General features: G+C 66.4%; 22 protein-coding genes and 1 tRNA gene. 13 read left to right on the forward strand and 10 right to left on the reverse strand.

Annotation, left to right across the window (positions count from 1 at the left end):
• Window positions 1-141: 141 nt before the first annotated feature.
• Complete coding sequence (locus tag WOA58_RS13685; protein ID WP_340604806.1) at window positions 142-648, forward strand: FxLYD domain-containing protein; 507 nt, start codon at window positions 142-144, stop codon at window positions 646-648.
• A gap of 181 nt (window positions 649-829) precedes the next feature.
• Here WOA58_RS13685 and WOA58_RS13690 read toward each other — a convergent pair whose 3' ends face one another.
• From WOA58_RS13690 to WOA58_RS13700, 3 genes are all read right to left on the reverse strand, one after another.
• Window positions 830-1,207 (reverse strand): hypothetical protein, encoded by a 378-nt coding sequence (locus WOA58_RS13690; protein WP_340604807.1) that lies wholly within the window; start codon window positions 1,205-1,207, stop codon window positions 830-832.
• Between the two features lie 404 nt (window positions 1,208-1,611).
• A tRNA-Arg gene (locus WOA58_RS13695) sits at window positions 1,612-1,686 on the reverse strand.
• Window positions 1,687-1,731: 45 nt separating this feature from the next.
• Window positions 1,732-2,046, reverse strand: coding sequence for a hypothetical protein (locus tag WOA58_RS13700; protein ID WP_340604808.1), 315 nt, complete (start codon window positions 2,044-2,046; stop codon window positions 1,732-1,734).
• A 138-nt stretch (window positions 2,047-2,184) separates the two neighbouring features.
• Between WOA58_RS13700 and WOA58_RS13705 the strand changes: the two genes are divergently transcribed.
• The gene (locus WOA58_RS13705) at window positions 2,185-2,529 is read left to right on the forward strand and encodes a hypothetical protein (protein ID WP_340604809.1); all 345 of its coding nucleotides are present in this window, start codon (window positions 2,185-2,187) and stop codon (window positions 2,527-2,529) included.
• Here the strand turns inward: WOA58_RS13705 and WOA58_RS13710 are convergent.
• Together WOA58_RS13710 and mvaD are read right to left on the reverse strand one after the other, a co-directional pair.
• A complete protein-coding gene (locus WOA58_RS13710; protein WP_340604810.1) occupies window positions 2,526-3,620 on the reverse strand; it encodes an NAD(P)/FAD-dependent oxidoreductase in 1,095 nt (364 codons plus the stop codon). The genes WOA58_RS13705 and WOA58_RS13710 overlap by 4 nt on opposite strands.
• A gap of 21 nt (window positions 3,621-3,641) precedes the next feature.
• Entirely contained in the window at window positions 3,642-4,604 is a 963-nt protein-coding gene (gene mvaD / locus WOA58_RS13715; protein WP_340604811.1) for a phosphomevalonate decarboxylase MvaD, read from the reverse strand.
• Between the two features lie 92 nt (window positions 4,605-4,696).
• On the opposite strand from mvaD, the gene nth reads away from it, so the two are divergent.
• Complete coding sequence (nth, locus tag WOA58_RS13720; RefSeq protein WP_340604812.1) at window positions 4,697-5,380, forward strand: endonuclease III; 684 nt, start codon at window positions 4,697-4,699, stop codon at window positions 5,378-5,380.
• 55 nt (window positions 5,381-5,435) lie between these two features.
• Window positions 5,436-5,672: a hypothetical protein gene (locus WOA58_RS13725; protein WP_340604813.1), complete on the forward strand. Its 237-nt coding sequence runs from the start codon at window positions 5,436-5,438 to the stop codon at window positions 5,670-5,672.
• Window positions 5,673-5,679: 7 nt separating this feature from the next.
• Here WOA58_RS13725 and WOA58_RS13730 read toward each other — a convergent pair whose 3' ends face one another.
• Complete coding sequence (locus WOA58_RS13730; protein ID WP_340604814.1) at window positions 5,680-6,168, reverse strand: DUF7321 family protein; 489 nt, start codon at window positions 6,166-6,168, stop codon at window positions 5,680-5,682.
• Window positions 6,169-6,256: 88 nt separating this feature from the next.
• Here WOA58_RS13730 and WOA58_RS13735 point away from each other — a divergent pair, with 88 nt between their 5' ends.
• From WOA58_RS13735 to WOA58_RS13770, 8 genes are all read left to right on the forward strand, one after another.
• Window positions 6,257-7,024 carry a DUF7319 domain-containing protein gene (locus tag WOA58_RS13735; RefSeq protein WP_340604815.1) on the forward strand — a complete coding sequence of 256 codons (768 nt, stop codon included), beginning with the start codon at window positions 6,257-6,259 and terminating at the stop codon, window positions 7,022-7,024.
• 82 nt (window positions 7,025-7,106) lie between these two features.
• Window positions 7,107-7,733, forward strand: a complete 627-nt coding sequence (locus tag WOA58_RS13740) for a halocyanin domain-containing protein (protein WP_340604816.1) — start codon at window positions 7,107-7,109, stop codon at window positions 7,731-7,733.
• Window positions 7,734-8,123 carry a DUF7318 family protein gene (locus tag WOA58_RS13745; RefSeq protein ID WP_340604817.1) on the forward strand — a complete coding sequence of 130 codons (390 nt, stop codon included), beginning with the start codon at window positions 7,734-7,736 and terminating at the stop codon, window positions 8,121-8,123.
• 2 nt (window positions 8,124-8,125) lie between these two features.
• Window positions 8,126-9,271: a ubiquinol-cytochrome c reductase iron-sulfur subunit gene (locus tag WOA58_RS13750; RefSeq protein WP_340604818.1), complete on the forward strand. Its 1,146-nt coding sequence runs from the start codon at window positions 8,126-8,128 to the stop codon at window positions 9,269-9,271.
• Entirely contained in the window at window positions 9,268-10,068 is an 801-nt protein-coding gene (locus WOA58_RS13755) for a cytochrome b (RefSeq protein ID WP_340604819.1), read from the forward strand. The genes WOA58_RS13750 and WOA58_RS13755 overlap by 4 nt, the downstream gene beginning before the upstream one ends.
• A 6-nt stretch (window positions 10,069-10,074) precedes the next feature.
• Entirely contained in the window at window positions 10,075-10,860 is a 786-nt protein-coding gene (locus WOA58_RS13760) for a cytochrome b family protein (RefSeq protein ID WP_340604820.1), read from the forward strand.
• A gap of 26 nt (window positions 10,861-10,886) precedes the next feature.
• The gene (locus tag WOA58_RS13765; RefSeq protein WP_340604821.1) at window positions 10,887-11,189 is read left to right on the forward strand and encodes a DUF7315 family membrane protein; all 303 of its coding nucleotides are present in this window, start codon (window positions 10,887-10,889) and stop codon (window positions 11,187-11,189) included.
• A complete protein-coding gene (locus WOA58_RS13770; RefSeq protein WP_340604822.1) occupies window positions 11,182-11,457 on the forward strand; it encodes a DUF7314 family protein in 276 nt (91 codons plus the stop codon). The genes WOA58_RS13765 and WOA58_RS13770 overlap by 8 nt, the downstream gene beginning before the upstream one ends.
• A gap of 419 nt (window positions 11,458-11,876) precedes the next feature.
• Here the strand turns inward: WOA58_RS13770 and WOA58_RS13775 are convergent, their stop codons facing one another.
• The 3 genes from WOA58_RS13775 to WOA58_RS13785 are packed head-to-tail and all read right to left on the reverse strand — an operon-like array spanning window position 11,877 to window position 14,424.
• Window positions 11,877-12,311: a DUF7313 family protein gene (locus WOA58_RS13775; protein WP_340604823.1), complete on the reverse strand. Its 435-nt coding sequence runs from the start codon at window positions 12,309-12,311 to the stop codon at window positions 11,877-11,879.
• 24 nt (window positions 12,312-12,335) lie between these two features.
• Entirely contained in the window at window positions 12,336-13,073 is a 738-nt protein-coding gene (locus WOA58_RS13780; RefSeq protein WP_340604824.1) for an NAD(+)/NADH kinase, read from the reverse strand.
• Window positions 13,074-13,113: 40 nt separating this feature from the next.
• On the reverse strand, window positions 13,114-14,424 hold the full coding sequence (locus WOA58_RS13785) for a M28 family peptidase (protein WP_340604825.1): 1,311 nt from the start codon (window positions 14,422-14,424) through the stop codon (window positions 13,114-13,116).
• 108 nt (window positions 14,425-14,532) lie between these two features.
• Between WOA58_RS13785 and WOA58_RS13790 the strand changes: the two genes are divergently transcribed.
• Window positions 14,533-14,808, forward strand: coding sequence for a hypothetical protein (locus WOA58_RS13790; protein ID WP_340604826.1), 276 nt, complete (start codon window positions 14,533-14,535; stop codon window positions 14,806-14,808).
• A 195-nt stretch (window positions 14,809-15,003) separates the two neighbouring features.
• Here WOA58_RS13790 and rocF read toward each other — a convergent pair whose 3' ends face one another.
• Window positions 15,004-15,912, reverse strand: a complete 909-nt coding sequence (gene rocF, locus WOA58_RS13795; protein ID WP_340604827.1) for an arginase — start codon at window positions 15,910-15,912, stop codon at window positions 15,004-15,006.
• Window positions 15,913-15,985: the final 73 nt, after the last annotated feature.

The following is a 15,985-nucleotide window of genomic DNA, read 5'->3' on the forward strand; positions in this document are numbered from 1 at the left end:
TTGTCGTCCTATCGGCATCGACACCGTTCTCGATCCGTTCCCTGCCACTCTTCGACTACGGTCCCACCTAATCCATTCCGTATATATAGTCGAAACAAAATTATCGGAATAGATAAATAAGAAAGGAGTCAATAGGCTGCCATGCAACGGAGGAAATTCCTACTGACGACCGGCGCGGCGACCACGGCGCTCCTCGCGGGTTGCACCGGCGACGACGAGGAGGAAGACGACGCCGACCTCGACGACGCCGAGGCCGAAGCCGCCGAGGACGAGGACGGAAACGGTGGGGACGAGGAGGAAGAAGGGGACGGAGGGGACGAAGAGGACGACATCGACCCCGAGGAGGCCCTCGAGGACGAGGACACCGAATCGACGGTCGAAGGGTTAGAGCTCGTCGAACACGAGCTCGTCTCGGACGAGTTCAGCGCCCAGGTCGAGGGCGTCGTCGCGAACGAGACGGGCGAGGAGCTCGGCTACGTCGAGGTCGGCGTCGTCCTCTACAACGAGGAGGAACAGCGTATCGGGGACTCCTTTACCAACACGACGGACCTCCCCGACGGCCAGGAGTGGGCCTTCGAGGTCCTGCTGACGGAGGACGCCGACGACATCGACGACTACGACATCACGGTGACCGACAGCGCGTTCTGAACCGATCGGGCCGTAGGGGGTCTTCGGGGACACACGGTCCGACGGTCGATCGATCAGCGATCTCGGCAGCCGAATCAGTGCCGTACGAACCCGAATCGATCACATCGGAGAACGCCGTCGAGCTCTTACCGTGACGGTTCCGGGGAGAGCCACCGTGTCCGATCGACCCGGTCCGCCGTGACTACCGACGGCCGAACTTCCAGACCGCGGACGACCCGGCCACAGTCATGACCAGCCCGGCGACCGCGGACGCGATGATCCCCAGCTCCAGACCGGCGGTGAGGCTCTCGCCCGCCACGATGACGATGAACCCACCCAGCGCGGCAATGGCACCGGCAGTCGTCTTTCGCCACTCCATCCAGGCGAGAAGTCCCACCAGTGCCGCGACCGAGACGGTGACGAGACCGTCGGAGTCGATCCCCCAGAGGGACGGACCGACGTGCGTCCAGACGAGGAACCCGCTCGTCAACGCCCCGACGGACGCCACGAGTACGGACTGTCGCTCCGTCGATGCGGTCTCCAAGCTGGCGTCGGACTGACGGCCGTCTTTCGTGTTCACGATCGAGTCACCCTCCACTGGCCACGCGAGACCGATAACGCCTGTGTTGTCGCCTGTTGCTCATTCGTTACTCAGGTCGGACGCCTCGAACTGCTGACGGTCCTGGTGATCGTCACGCCGAGCTTCTGCCGGTCGAAGCCGATCGAAACGGGGTCAGATCGCCAATCATTATACACCTCGTGTGACACACCGTTGAACTTCACCCCCGCCTACCGAGTCCGCTCTGTGTGGCTACTCTCGGATACCGACATCTCTTCGATACTTCCCTACGGTTTGGCTCCTGCCGATCGCACGAAGGCGACGACCCGGAACATGGAACGACTTTGGATCAATCGACGGTTTCGTGGGTTCTTTTATAGGGCTCCCGACGCCGTCGTTTGGATTCAGTTCGATAGGAAAACGCATGGGCGCTGCAGGATTTGAACCCGCGGCAGCTTGGTCCGAAGCCAAGTACTCTGTCCAGACTGAGCTAAGCGCCCGACACCTCCGATTCGGGGCTGGCGTTGATAAGTCCCGCGATTCTCTCAGAGATACGCCAGCCACCCGGCGAGCATCAGCACCACGCCGATCCCCATCCCGCTGTAGTTGATCATCCCGCTTGGGGTCATCAGCTCGCTGTAGACGATCAGCGGTATCGCCACGACGATCAGCGAACGGATCACCCATTTTCGCCGGCTCGAACCGCCCGACGTAGCGTCCGCCTCCAGATCCCGTCTGCTCGCCATCAGCTCGCCCGCCCGCTGTACACAGTCGTGTTCCGTCGAAAGTCGCCCCTCGATCCGCTCGCGCCACTCGCGCTCCTCGGCGTCCCTCGCATGGACGGCCGCTCGATCGCTCATCACCCCCCGTTCCCCTTCACCGTGCTTAACCCTTTGTCAGACGTATAGAAAGTTTGTGACACGTTCCTCGTCGTTTTTATCCCTGTCCTTGGAATGTCCGGCAGGGGCTATAAAGGGCTCTCTCGTGTAGCATCGGGTATGGTACTCGGATCGATCGTCGCGTTCGTCGTTGCACTGCTCGTCGGTGGGTTGGCGATCTACCTCAGCGCCAACGTCGTCATGGACGTCCAGGACTACAGCCACGCCGTGATCACGGCGCTCGTGGGGGCCATCGCCTGGGGGCTGACCGCCTGGATCCCGCTGTTCGGACCGATCCTCGCGCTGATCGTCTGGATCGGCGTGATCAACTGGCGCTACCCCGGCGGCTGGGTCGACGCCGCGATCATCGGCGTCATCGCGTGGCTCGCCGCGCTCGCGCTGCTGTTCGTGCTCAACAGCGTTCTGGGCCTCGGCGTCGGCGCGTTCGGCGTCCCGGGCGCCTAATCGGCCCGTAGTTCTTCGTTCACCAGTTCGACGGCGTCGCGGACCGCTCCGATCGAGGAGAGGTATCCGGCGCCGACGCTCGCCTTGAGCGCGAGCGCCGCCCGTCCCCGCAGCACGGTCGGGCCGACCTGCGCGACCGCGCCGTCGCCGATACTGACGAGCCAGCCCGGCGAGTCGAACGAGAAACGCTCGGGCCGGGGACTGAAGCCGCCCGATCCGCCCCCGACCAGCGCCGCGAGGCTCTTCGCGACCACGCGGGCTTCGCGGATCGCCGCCTGCGCGCTCGCGGGGACGGGCTCGCCGTCGTCGTCGATCACGCGGGCAGTGTCGCCGACGACGAAAGTCCGCGAATCGAGCCGCAGGTCGCTTCGGACCCCGGGGCGCTCGCCGCCGAAGGCGCTCGGCCCGCGGATGCCGCCGGTCCAGACGAAGGTATCGTAGGGGATCGACCCGTCGGCCGTCTCGACGGCGTTTTCGGTCGCGCGCTCGACGGTCGTCCCCGTCCGCACGTCGACGCCCCGCGATCCGAGCTCCTCCGCGACCGCCGCCCGGAAGTTCGCCGGGAAGTTCGGGGCCACGCTGTCGAACCGTTCGAGCAGGACCACCGAGAGCTCCCGGTCCATCGCGGCGATCTCGCCCGCGACCTGCACGCCCGAGAGCCCCGCTCCGCCGACGACCACTCGCGACCTACCCTCGACGCTCGCGCGGATCGCTTCGGCGTGTTCGAGGCGCTTCAGCGGGATCGAGAACTCCTCGACGCCCGGCAGGCCGTAGTAGTTCGTTTCGGCGCCGAGACAGACCGCCGCGTAGTCGTACTCGATATCGCCGTCGGACGTGTGGATCACGCGCGCGTCGCGGTCAACCGCCTCGACGGTCGCCTCCCGGACCTCCACCCGATCGAACAGCGAGTCGAGCGAGAGGCTGATCGCGTCCGCGAGGTCGGGCCGGCGGATCACGCGATGGAGCTCGTGTTGGATCAGGTGGTCGGGGTCCCGGTCGACGAGAACGATCCCGGCGTCCGGGAGCTCCCCTTCGAGGCGCTTCGCGAGCGTGACACCGGCGTAGCCCGCCCCACAGACGACGATTCGCATACGCTCGATACGGAGGGCGGGCTAAAAGAGGTGGTCGTCGACCGTCCGGGCTGGGCCACCCACTTCCCAGACGTGGGTCTCGACGCCCGCCTTCGCTACTTCGTCTTCGACCCGCTCGACGTGCTCCTCGGTGGTGTTGACGTAGACGCTCGCGCCCGTGTCAGTCGAGTAGTAGACCGGCACGCCCTCCTCGCGGAGCTCGCGCACGCGATTGAATATCTCGATCGTCTCGGGCTGCCAGTAGACCCAACCCGCGGGTCCGGTCATGGTCGTCGCCGCGAGCGAGAGCGAGTCGTGTTCGGCGAGCTCGAAGGTCCGCTCGAAGTCGCCCTCCCGAAGCGCGTCGCGCAGTTCGGCGATCTGGCCGTGCATGTGGGCCATCCGCGCCTGGAACATGTGGCTGTCGGCGGCTTCTTCATGAGCTTGCTCTGTCTCCTTATACGAGGGGACGAGCCCGCCGACGATCCGCAGCTCCTCCTCGAGCTCGGTCTCGATCCGCTCGGAGCGACAGTCCTCGTCGTTCAACCCGGTATGGAGGTGGCTGAACGCACCCGTGACCGCGCGCGCAGCCGACGACGAACCCCGGCGGGCGACTGTCGAGATCTCGGGCCGCGAGAGGTCGAGCTCCGCGGCCGCACAGAGCGCCATCGCCGCCGCGGCGAAGCCCGACGACGAGGAGCCGAAGCCGACGTTCGACTGAAAGGAGTTCTCGCTTTCGAGGCGCACCCGGTCGTCGAACCCGCCGAGCTCGCGGACGCGATCGACCACCATCTCGACGCGCTCGCGGCCCCGTCCCGTGAGCTCCTCGCCGCCGACGACGTAGACGTCCTCATCGGCGCCGAACTCCGCGGTCGTCTTCGTGTGGCTCGGCGCGGTACAGACGCTGATCGAGTCGTGATACGGCAGCCTGAGCTCCGGGTCGCGCATCCCGTGGTACTTCGCGAGCCCCTGGATAGGATGGGCGATCGCGGTCGCTTTCTTCATACCACGACCGGCGGGTGACTGGCGCATAAACGCTGTGTTGTCCGACCGGCGCGGATCGAACCGCTCAACACGCCAGCCCCTCGACTCCCGGTATGGGAACCCGACTGGACTCGCCGGAGGCGCAGGCCGCGGAGGTCGTCGACCGCCTCTCCGTTGAGTACCCCGATACGACCATCTCGCTTCGTTTCTCGAACCGGCTCGAACTCCTCATCGCGGTGATCCTCTCGGCCCAGTGTACCGACGAGCGGGTCAACCAGGAGACCGAACACCTCTTCGCGAAGTACGACGGGCCCGAGGAGTACGCGAACGCCGATCAGGAGGAGCTCGCCGAGGACCTCAGCTCGATCACCTACTACAACAACAAGGCGGGCTACATCCGCGAGGCCTGCGGGATCATCGTCGAGGAGCACGACGGCGAGGTGCCCGACACGATGAGCAAGCTGACCGATCTACCGGGCGTCGGCAGGAAGACCGCGAACGTCGTGCTCCAGCACGGTCACGAGCTCGTCGAGGGCGTCGTCGTCGACACCCACGTCCAGCGCCTGACCCGTCGGCTCGGGATCACCGAGGAGCGCTCGCCCGAGAAGATCGAACGGGTGCTGATGGAGCTACTCGCGCGCGAGGACTGGCAGGATTTCACCCACCTGTGTATCAGCCACGGCCGGGCGACCTGCACCGCGAGGAACCCGGACTGTTCGGAGTGCGTCCTCGAGGACGTCTGTCCCTCCTCGAAGCTCGACAGCGAGGTGGACCTCGCGAGCGGCGAGGCCTGGTGAGCCGGCGCGGGCGGGCCGAACCGTTTTCATCCTCCGTCGAGAAGGCGAGGGTGTCATGACTGAATCAGACGAACACGGCCGGGACGTCGAACTCGAGAAGGAAAAGGACGAGGAAGAGGAGGCCGACGTCGACGAGGAAATCGCCGAGAAGGACGAGGAGGAGCTCCAACGCCAGCAGGAGGAGGAAGTCGAGGAGAAGCTCGACGCTGAGGACGAACAGCGCGAGGCCGCCGCCGAGGAGACGGCCAACCCCGACGCCCACCGCGACGAGCGACCGTACAACAACGGCTGACCCGGTCTCAGACCGCCGGTAGGACGTAGTTCAGCGCGAACTGGGCGACCCCCAGGACGTACGCGACCAGCCAGCACAGCACGTAGCCGATCACGCCGACGCGCAGCCGGAAGCGCCACGCGCCCATGTTCTCGTGGAGGTCGTCGATGTCAACCTCCTGTCCGGGGTCGCCGTAGAGGTCGTGGCCGTACTTAGCTTGGAAGATCCGGACGATGCCGGTGAGCGCGAACAGGAGGAAGGCGTAGGCCTGGACGCCGAAGACGGCGTGCATCGCCTGGACCCCGGTGAGCTGATCGAGCAGGCGCGGGGCCATCCAGAGCACGACCGGCCCCGTCGTCAGTACGAGACCGGTGACGATGTATTTGAGGTGGCGCGTCAGCACCGCCCAGGTCACCGGCTCGTTCTCGACGATGATCCACGCCCCGTAGAGGTAGAACGGGAAGCTCACCGTCACCGACACCAGGGCGATCGTCGCCCACACGGCTGCCTCGACCATCACTGGCGCTTGGCGTGGGGGCGCGTTAAGCGGCCCGGATCCGCCCGTCCCGGAACACGTATGCCTGCGCCGGTCCAACCGCCGGGCAATGGCTGACGGTCGATCCTCGAGCGACGAGGGGACCCGGAGCGACGAGCCCGAGCGACCGCCGCTCGACGAGGACGTCGACTTCGACGACTTCGGGCCCGAGGACATGGCGCGGATGGACGCCGACGACTGGGAGGCGGCGTTCGATCCCGACTCCTGGATCACCGGCCGGGAGCTGATCGATCGGGTCGAGGCCGACCTTCAGCGGCGGATCGCCGATCGGGACGTCTTCGCGGTGCTCGAACGCTTCGAGGACCCTCCACGGATGCTCGCCTACTCGGACGAGGGGTACGCCATCGTCTACCCCGACGGCAGCGTCGAGGGCCGGGGGACGGTGGTCCGGGACGTGAAGCCGACGGTCGCGCTCTGCTCGATGGACGACTACGAGGTGCCCGACCCGCCCGAGGAGTGGTCGCTGCCCGATCCGCAGGAGGTCCCGGAGGGCAGCGGCGACCTCGGCAACAAGATGCTACAGGTAATCGCCTTCGGGCTGTTGCTCGCGGGGATCGCCGCCTTCGTCGGGCTGTTCGTCGGCGACGTGGGTGATTCGGCGGTGATCGTCCTGGTCGTCTCGATCCTGTTCGTCATCGCGAGCGTCTTCCTCTTCCTGGTCGTCGCCAACGCACGCCTTTCGGATCGCTTCCGCGCCGTCGAATACCGCAACCGCCTCCGTGCGGCGGGCGCCGAGTCGGGCGAGCGCCCGGAGTTCGTCCCCGTCGAGGACGGTGAACTCGTCCCGCTCGAGGAGGGTCGAGAGGGCGCCGAATAGGACGCCTCGTCCGGTCCCCGCGAGCATCCCGAGTCAGCGTCATCGGTGGGTTTAAGCGAACACGGTCCTGAATCCTGCCTGTATGAAGAGGCGGGAGTTTATCACGGCGGCGGGTGTCGGGAGCGCCGCGACAGCGGTCGGTGCGACCGGCGCCGTCGGTACCGCGGCCGCCCAGGAAGACGAGGAGCCCGACTGGGGCGAGTTCGTCGAGGACGCGCCGAACTTCGACGAGACCGAAGACCTGCGCGGCGAGGAAGAGGTCGAAGTGACCGTCGGCGCCGGCGACGGCCTCCAGTTCGAGCCGGCGGCGATCTGGGTCGATCCGGGGACGAACGTCGTCTGGGAGTGGACCGGCGACGGCGGTGGCCACAACGTCGCGAGCACCGAGGGCGAGGAGTTCGAGACCGACGTCACCGACGAGGCCGGCTTCACTTTCGAGCACACCTTCGAGGAGGAGGACCAGATCAACGAGTACGAGTGTACGCCACACACCGCTCAGGACATGCACGGCGGGGTCGCCGTCGGCGACGGCGTCGAGACCCGGGAGGTGGCCGACGAGGGCGTCGTCGAGGACCCCACCGAGATGGGCGTCCAGATCCAGGAGCACTACGTCGGGATCGGGGCGATCCTCATGATCACCGTCTCGCTGGTGTTCACGTTCTTCGTCCTGAAGTACGGCGAGTCGCCACACGCGAAAGGGGGTAACTAAATGTCATCATCAGGAAGCACGTACGGCGATATCCACCGGTACGAGCCGGCCCGCGAGAGCACCGTCGCCGTCATCGGAATCGTCCTCCTGACGCTCCTCGAGGTCGTGTTGGTCGGCCTGTTCACCTACGGGCTCGTGATGGCCTGGGGGACGACCCAAATCGGCAACATCTATCTCGGGCTGCTGCTCGCACTGATCTTCATCGATCTGGCGTTCATCCTTGTGCTCTATCGCAAGGAGTTCCTCCCCGACGTGATGATCGTCAAGAAGCGACGCCGGAAGTGGGAGGACCTCTACGTCCGCGAGGAGCAGGCCGAAGGACAGGAGTTCGCTGACGGCGCACTGGAACACTTCAAACGCGCGGTCTACCCGTACTACAAGAAGAACTAATAATGTCAACAGAAGAAGACAAATATCCGGTCGAATCCGACCGCCGACGGTTCGTCAAGGGCGTCGTCGGCGCGGCGGCGATCGCCGGCATCGGTTCGACGGGCGCAGCGGCAGTCAACACCGCCACCCCGCCGACGGGGACCGGCGGCGGCGTCATCGACTTCATGGGGATCGAGCGAACGGGCGGTCCGGCCCCCCGTGGAATGCCGATCATCCCGGTCGAGATCGACGACGACGGCACCATCAGCGGTCGGTGGCCCGAGGTACAGGAAGTCGAGGTCGAGGGTCAAACGGAGTTCATCGCCGAGGAGGAGCTCGGCGGGCTCACCTACTCCTCGCAGTGGTACCAGTACTGCGGGAAACAGACCTCGCCGGCGCTGCTCCCCCAGGCCCAGCAGAACAACGAGTTCCTCTCCTCGCCCCAGTCGCAGTACGAGTGGCAGGGCGAGCTCGGCGAGGACGAAGCCTTGAACCTCGATCACTTCGACGACTACGAGGAGTGGGGCAACGAGATCGGCGACGACGGCGTCGGCAAGCCCGCCGCCGCGACGTGGCGCTCTGACGGCCTCGACGGCGGGGACGTCCTCGAAGTGATCGTCATCCGCAGCACGGCGATCGAGGAAGCGGCCGAGGAGGACGAGTTCCTCGAGGCCGCAACAGAGGAGGGCGTGTTTGCGTTCCTCAACGTCTGTACGCACTTCTGTTGCATCCCCGGGTTCAAGGTCTCGGAGACCGCCGACAACATCGGCGCTGGAGACAGCGTCTTCTGTCAGTGCCACCAGTCGGTCTACGACCCCTTCTCGATCTTCGAGCAGTCGTTCATCTCGTTCCCGCAGCCCGACGACGTCGAGGAGCCCGAGGGTGGCGGCGACGACGAGGAGGACGGCGATGGCGAAGAGGAAGAAGGCGGTGAAGACGAGGAGGGTGGTGAGGAAGAAGGTGGCGGCGACGAGGACGGCGGCGGTGATGAAGAGGAAGAAGGCGGAGAGGAAGGCGACGACGAGGTCGGCGAAGAAGGCGGCGGCGAAGGAGCCGACGAGGGAGACGAAGAGGACGCCGCCCAAGGCGGGGATGACGGTGCCGAGGGCGCCGAAGGTGCCGCGGGAGGCGGCGGAGAGGACGATAACGGCGGGGAATCGGGTCTATGAGCCTCGAACGCAAGGACGAGCACGATCACCGCGGCTGGATGCAGGAGCGGGATCTGACCCCCATCGAGCAGGGCTATCTGATGACCCTGATGTGGCTCGACAAGCGCTTTCGCATCGTCGACTATCTGGAGCTGCTGGAGACGATGTACTACCGGGTCAACCTCCAGATGCCCAAGAGCCACACCGAGCAGTACAACCTCGACAACAAGTTCTGGTACTGGTACCCGCTGTACTCGCTGGGGGCGTTCTCGACGATCGCATATATCGTCGCGGCGGTGACGGGGGCCTTACTGGGCTTCTACTACGCGCCCTCGACCGCCGACGGGATGGAGGAGACCGTCGCGTACGACGACGTCGTCTTCATCATGCAGGACCTGAACTTCGGGTACTTCCTCCGGAGTCTGCATCGGTGGTCCGCCCAGATCATGACCGCGGCGGTGTTCCTGCACATGCTGCGGGTCTACTTCACGGGCTCGTACAAGGAGCCCCGGGAGGTCAACTGGCTGATCGGGATCGTCCTGATCAGTCTGACGATGGTGTTCGGCTACACGGGCTACCTGCTGCCCTGGAGCCAGCTGTCGTACTGGGCCGGCCAGATCGGCGTCGAGATGGCGCTGTCGATCCCCTTCATCGGCGAGTGGATCGCGCAGCTGATCTTCGGCGGGTTCAGCCTCGACGCATCGACACTCCAGCGGATGTACATCCTGCACGTGTTCATCCTGCCGTTCGTGGTGACGGCGCTGATCGCCATCCACATCGGCATCGTCTGGATGCAGGGAATCGCGGAGCCACACTGATCGACAATGAGCGAAGAAAACGACACACAGACCGACGGGGGAGAGCCCCAGACCGATGGTGGCGGCGGCGTTCCGGCCGTTCCGCCGGACGACGAGACGCCCACCTGGCGCGAGCGTAAGGAACGAACCCAGGGCCTCTCGCGGCTGACCTACGAGTACTTCGAGCGCTCGCGGCGCGAGGACGAGGACCTCAGGCGCGAGTCGACGTACGTCGAGCGCGACGTGCTCGCCTTCCCGACCTGGCCCCACGAGACCATCCGGAACCTCGCACTGACGTGCTTCTTCCTCGGCATGATGTTCTTCGTGGCCGCGGCGCTGCCGCCGCACATGCCGTCGCCGGCGGACCCGAGCTCGACGCCCGAGGTCATCCTGCCCGACTGGTATCTCTACTGGTCGTTCGGCCTGCTGCACCTCGACCCGATCAATCCCGAACTCGCCATTCTCGGCGGCGAGAAGCTGATGAGCGACCGCGTCTACGGCGTGATGGCGAACATCGTCGTCGTCAGCTTCATCGCGATCGTCCCCTTCCTCAACAAGGGGAGCGCCCGTCGGCCCGTCGAGGAGCCATTCTGGGCGGCGCTCGGCGTCGCCGGGATCGTCCTCGCGATCACGCTCGCCGCGCTGCCGCTACAGGACCTGATCGATTTCATCGCGACGGACCTGCTGTTCAACCTGGCGTTCTTCCTGCCGCTGATCGCCTTCTTCATCAGCTACGCGATCCTGAAGACGATGCGCGAGGGCTACATGTACTCGCTCAACCGGCGGTACTACCGGCTCCGACCGCCGAGGTAATACGGCTCCCCGCCTAACCTCACAGCATGTCGGAGTCGTCACCGGAACCGTCGGACGACGGGGTCGTCGTCCCGATGCGCGTCTACAAGACCGTCACCGTGTTCTCGACGCTGTTCGCGGTCGTCGGCGTTGTCGGGGGGTTCGTTCTGCTCGACGTCGCCACCAACCGCGCACAGGCCGATCTCGGGGACGTGAACCCGCTGCTCGCGCTGCTGGGCGTGGCACTGATCGTCGTTTCGGCGGCCACCTACGCCTTTTCGACTCGCTTCCGGGCTGCGGAAATGGGAAACGCTAAAGAGAGCGAGGACGAAGAATCGAACAATGGCTGACGAGTTCATGAAAGGGTTCGGGATCCTGATGGGGTCCGGACTGCTCTGGTTCACGATCGCGTCGTGGTTCAACACCCCCGGGTTCGAGGACACGCAGCTGATCGCGCCCAATCCGGACGACGTCGGCCTCTACGCCGAGGTCCTGATCGCGGTCAAGGACATCGCCTTCTGGTTCGCGATCCTCGGCGCGCTCACCTTCTGGATCGTCATCCCCGCCGCCCGCGAGGGCCGCCGCGCCTACGAGGAGCGCCAGCGGAACGCCGACTAACCGCTCGTTCCCGACGGCCACGGTCCTCGACCGTCGGCGGATCGGCGCCGACGGCCTGACCAGCGATTCCCGGTCACTGTCCCGGGACCGATGGTTCCGCCGTGTTCTCCGTTCCATCCTCTCTTCTCCATCACACTCTATATCGTTCGCACTCCTTCCCGTATCTATACCAGCGAGTAGCGAGTCGATGCCGATCGAGCCAACGGCCCGTCAGTCCGTCAGACGTGGCACTTGGGACTCGCGTCCGGGGACAGGTCAACGCGAACACGGGACGCTTTGCGGTCGAGGGATGAGAAGAAGGCGGAACGAAAACGCGGTTGACAAAGACCTTTCAAAGGTGCGACGGACGAGACTGGAGACTGAACGCGGGACGCGAGAACGAGAGTCCGGGGTAGCTCGCCGCGAGTCGACCGGGACGCTCAAATGACGGGCGTCCAGAACGCGCCGAACGCCGTGAAGAGCGCCGCGAACCCGCCGTAGATGACGACGAACAGCGTCGCGCCGATGGCGGCCTTCGGGGCCTCGAGCGGGCGGTCGGTGCGGGCCTCGACCAGGCGCGACTCGAACTCAAAGAAGTCCGAGATGAACGCCGCCAGGGCGAAAGACGCGAGCGCGACGCCGAAGTGTAGGTCCACAAGGACGTAGTAGAACGTCGCGAAGACGAGCGCGAGCGTCGTCAGTTCGTGGAGGGTGTGCCGCTCGATCCCGTCGGCTCCGTGCTCTTCGGCCTGTGAGACGTGCGAACGGTGCGCGAGGAGTCTCGTCACGAGGTTTGCGAGCGCGAGAGCGAAGACGATGAACGGGATCGCGAACGCGAGCGCCCCGTCGATCGCCTCGAGCTGCAGGGGTAGCATATGCGGATAACGGTCGTTCGTCCATTAGAGTGTTTCCAATTCTCGTCCCCGCGGATGGAGCGTCCGCATGCGACCCCCGACGGTCAATCCGACGCTCCGGCCGGCCTCGACGGAGCCATGGTTGGTTCCGTCGACAAGCAGCGACACGGCGCCCTCCTCGCGAAGCACCGACAGCGAGAGCCCTCCCGACTCCAGCACCCAGTGGCCCGACTGGGTGTGGAAGGGGGCGATCGGAACGGCACAGACCACCGCCGCCGTCGGCGAGAGCCTCGGTCCGCCCGCCGCGGCGGCGTAGCCGAGGCTCCCCGCGGGGGTCGCGACCACGATCCCATCCGCCCGGAAGGACGCGACACGCTCGCCGCGGGCGTCCCCGATCGCGTACTCCGAGATCCGCGCCGGCTCGCTGGTGACGAGGGCGACGTCGAACAGCGCGCTCGCCACTGACTCGTCGCCCATCGAGACGTCCAACAGCGGGCGATCGTACTCGCGACCGTCCGCGAGGGCCTCGCGGATCGCCGCCCGATCGTCTACGCCGGGTCCGATCCCGGTATCAAGCGCCAACACCGGGGCCGACGGACGGCCCGTGGCGACCTCGAGGAGGTCGTCCTCGCCGGCGGTGACGATGGCCGACGCGTCGCTCGCTATCGACGTCGGCGTCGTCCGATTGACGGCATGGCCCGCCCCCTCGATCGTCTCGATCACCCGCTCGGGAACCCCGACGGCGGAGACCGTCACCGCCGGCTCACCCGGGATCGATCGCACATGTCACCGGCTACGCCCCGCAGGCCAAAAGCCCCCGGGATCACTCGTCGTAGGGCCAGTCGCCGATCACGCGCATGCCGGTCGCCTGATCCTCCGCCTCGAGCGCCGCCGCGATCTCCTCGGGCGAACGGTGCTCAACGCTCACGTCCTCGCGCGCGAGCTCGACGACGAGCTCCGTGAGCACGATCGCCTGCTCGCGCAGGTCCCGAACGTCGACCTTCTCGAGGGTGTCGGCGAACGTGTGGCCCCAGCCGCGACCCTGCTCGCCGGTGTCGCTCATGACGTGATAGCCCGGCACGCCCCACTTCACGAACGGCCAGTGGTCGCTGTGGGGACCCATCCGCGGAATCGTCCTCACTGGATGGGAGAAGCGCTCCGCGACCCGCTCGGCCGCCGCTTCGAGTTCGGGGAAGCCGTGGGTGTAGAACTCGAGCGTGCGCCCCCGGACGACGCCGTCGCTGTTGACGATCGCTTTTATCGAACCGTGCTCGGCGTTCGCGGCGTGGTGTTCCGAGCCCACCAGTCCCACCTCCTCGGCGCCGTAGACGACGAACTCCACGCGGGTCTCGAGCTCGTCCGATCGCTCGGAGAGGGCGTTCGCGATCTCGACGACCATCGCGGTCCCCGCCCCGTTGTCCGCGGCGCCCTCCGCGATGTCGTGGGCGTCGACGTGGCCCGTCACGAGGATCGCCTCGTCGGTGTCGGGGCCCATTTCGGCGTGAACGTTGTAGCTCGTCGCGTCGTCGATCCCCGCCTCGACCGAGACGGTCAGCTCCGCGCCGTCGAACCGCCGGGCGAGGCGCGCGCCGACCTCGCTGCTGACGCCTACTGCCGGAACGTCGCCGATCGGGTCCGCCTCGGTTCCCACGCTCCCCGTCGGCGGCAGACAGCCCTCGACGTGGTTGCGATAAATGAAGGCGGCCGCGCCGCCCTCGACCGCGTAGTAGTACTTCTCGCGGCGGTGGATGTAGCGGTCGAAGTAGTCGGGGACGTCGCTTCGGACCATCACGACCTTCCCCTCGATCTCCGCCTCCTCGAAGTCCTCGGGCAGCCCGTAGCCCAGATCGACCAGCTCGCCGCTCGCGTCCTCGCTCGGGCTGCGGGGCAGCGCGATGCAGTCCTGTACCGTCCCCCCGGCCCGGATCTCGCTGTCTTCCCGGACCCAGCCCTGGATGGGGAACGCCTCGAGGCGTGCGTCCCGCGCGCCCGCTTCTGCGAGCGCGTCGCGAGTCAGCTCCGCGCCGCGGCGCTCGCCCTCGGTGCCCGCCATCCGGTCCTCGAGGTCGACGAGCGCCTCTAAGTGATCCCATCCGGCGTCGCTCGTGAACGTCCGTCCGATCCACTCTGTCATACGCTGGCGTGGACCGGACTATGGCCTAAGCGTTTCGTTTCGAAACTCCGCCGATCAGTTCCGATACACGAGGAAACAGCTATGATCTGATAGAACGTCGGACAGGTCATGTTACTGTTCGGCCTCTCTGCGTTCTGCCTCCTGATCGGCTGCTGGGTAGCGGTAAGTGCAAAGCGGGCTGGCGGCCCATCGCCGGCTGCCCGCGGGCTGGGCGTCGCGGCGGTGCTGTTCGTGTCGCCCTTCGTCGTGTTCTTCGCGGTCGGTTCGATGCTCACCGGCACTCTCGCCGCGGTGCTCATGGCGATCCCGGTTGCACTGCTCGGGTTCGGCGCGTACGTGTTCGCGACGGGGACGGTGCCGACGAAACTGCGTGCCCTTCGATAGTCGCTTCGGCCGGTCTCTCGTAGACCTCAAACCCCTGATCGGATGCGAACCGAGCGCGCGGAGCGCGCTCGGAGGTTTTTGCGCCCAGCGCGGGACCAGCGGTCCCGCGGGCCGTGCGAACGGGCGCTTCGCGCCCGTGAGCAGAGAGCGGTTCGGTCGCTTTGCGACCGAATCCCGAGTCGGAAAAAGGTGCGTTTAGAGGATCCGTTTGCCGAGCGCGCTCGCGGCGAGCTCGACGGCGAGGCTCGCGGTCTCGTTCTCGGTATCGAGGATGGGGTTCACCTCCACCACTTCGAGCGAGCGCAGCGACCCCTCGCGTGCGACCATCTCGAGGGCGGCGTGGGCCTCGCGGTAGGTGACGCCACCGCGGACGGGCGTGCCGACGCCGGGGGCTTCCTTGGGGTCGAGCCAGTCGAGGTCGAGGCTGGCGTGGATCCCGTCGGTGTCGTCGCCGGCCACCGCGAGGGCGTCCTCCGTGACGGCGGTGATCCCCCGTTCGTCGATGTCGGACATCGTGTAGGCGGTGACGGGGCTGTCGCGGATCGCGAGGCGTTCCTCCTCGTCGAGGCTCCGGAGGCCGACCAGGGCGACGTTTTCGGGGTCGACGCCGGGCGCGTTCGCCCAGGGAGTATCGACAAAGGAGCCGTGGCCCAGCGCCGCGGCCATCGGCATCCCGTGGACGTTGCCGCTGGGGGAGGTCTCGGGGGTGTTGAAGTCGCCGTGGGCGTCGAACCAGAGCACGCCGACGTCCGCGTCGCGGCTCGACCCCTGGATCGAGCCGATGGCGATCGAGTGATCGCCGCCCAGGACCAGCGGGAACTCCCCCGCCGCGCAGGCCTCCGCGACCGACCTCGAGAGTCGCTCGCAGACGTCGCGTACCTCCTTGAGGAACTTCGCGGAACCGGCCCGGGGCTGCTCGGCATCCGGGTCCCGCTCCTCGGCGCGTGGGACGCTCAGGTCGCCGTGATCGAGACATTCCACGTCGCCGGTAGCCAGTCCCTCCGCGAGCCCGGCGTACCTGATCGCCGAGGGACCCATGTCCACGCCACGGCGATCGGCGCCGTAATCGAGCGGCGCGCCGATGATCCTGATCCGTTCGGTCATGCCCGTTCAATCGCATATATATGAATTAAGTCTGCGGATTTGTCCTCGGATTCACTAGACATTACCGGTGTAT

Origin of the sequence: Halalkalicoccus tibetensis (assembly GCF_037996645.1) — an archaeon.
Classification (GTDB): Archaea; Halobacteriota; Halobacteria; order Halobacteriales; family Halalkalicoccaceae; genus Halalkalicoccus; species Halalkalicoccus tibetensis.

Coding starts and splice junctions, on each gene's coding strand:
- WOA58_RS13685 (WP_340604806.1), top strand. CDS start 142: ATGCAACGGAGGAAATTCCTACTGACGACCGGCGCGGCGACCACGGCG.
- WOA58_RS13700 (WP_340604808.1), bottom strand. CDS start 2,046: ATGAGCGATCGAGCGGCCGTCCATGCGAGGGACGCCGAGGAGCGCGAG.
- WOA58_RS13705 (WP_340604809.1), top strand. CDS start 2,185: ATGGTACTCGGATCGATCGTCGCGTTCGTCGTTGCACTGCTCGTCGGT.
- WOA58_RS13710 (WP_340604810.1), bottom strand. CDS start 3,620: ATGCGAATCGTCGTCTGTGGGGCGGGCTACGCCGGTGTCACGCTCGCG.
- mvaD (WP_340604811.1), bottom strand. CDS start 4,604: ATGAAGAAAGCGACCGCGATCGCCCATCCTATCCAGGGGCTCGCGAAG.
- nth (WP_340604812.1), top strand. CDS start 4,697: ATGGGAACCCGACTGGACTCGCCGGAGGCGCAGGCCGCGGAGGTCGTC.
- WOA58_RS13725 (WP_340604813.1), top strand. CDS start 5,436: ATGACTGAATCAGACGAACACGGCCGGGACGTCGAACTCGAGAAGGAA.
- WOA58_RS13730 (WP_340604814.1), bottom strand. CDS start 6,168: ATGGTCGAGGCAGCCGTGTGGGCGACGATCGCCCTGGTGTCGGTGACG.
- WOA58_RS13735 (WP_340604815.1), top strand. CDS start 6,257: ATGGCTGACGGTCGATCCTCGAGCGACGAGGGGACCCGGAGCGACGAG.
- WOA58_RS13740 (WP_340604816.1), top strand. CDS start 7,107: ATGAAGAGGCGGGAGTTTATCACGGCGGCGGGTGTCGGGAGCGCCGCG.
- WOA58_RS13745 (WP_340604817.1), top strand. CDS start 7,734: ATGTCATCATCAGGAAGCACGTACGGCGATATCCACCGGTACGAGCCG.
- WOA58_RS13750 (WP_340604818.1), top strand. CDS start 8,126: ATGTCAACAGAAGAAGACAAATATCCGGTCGAATCCGACCGCCGACGG.
- WOA58_RS13755 (WP_340604819.1), top strand. CDS start 9,268: ATGAGCCTCGAACGCAAGGACGAGCACGATCACCGCGGCTGGATGCAG.
- WOA58_RS13760 (WP_340604820.1), top strand. CDS start 10,075: ATGAGCGAAGAAAACGACACACAGACCGACGGGGGAGAGCCCCAGACC.
- WOA58_RS13765 (WP_340604821.1), top strand. CDS start 10,887: ATGTCGGAGTCGTCACCGGAACCGTCGGACGACGGGGTCGTCGTCCCG.
- WOA58_RS13770 (WP_340604822.1), top strand. CDS start 11,182: ATGGCTGACGAGTTCATGAAAGGGTTCGGGATCCTGATGGGGTCCGGA.
- WOA58_RS13775 (WP_340604823.1), bottom strand. CDS start 12,311: ATGCTACCCCTGCAGCTCGAGGCGATCGACGGGGCGCTCGCGTTCGCG.
- WOA58_RS13785 (WP_340604825.1), bottom strand. CDS start 14,424: ATGACAGAGTGGATCGGACGGACGTTCACGAGCGACGCCGGATGGGAT.
- WOA58_RS13790 (WP_340604826.1), top strand. CDS start 14,533: ATGTTACTGTTCGGCCTCTCTGCGTTCTGCCTCCTGATCGGCTGCTGG.
- rocF (WP_340604827.1), bottom strand. CDS start 15,912: ATGACCGAACGGATCAGGATCATCGGCGCGCCGCTCGATTACGGCGCC.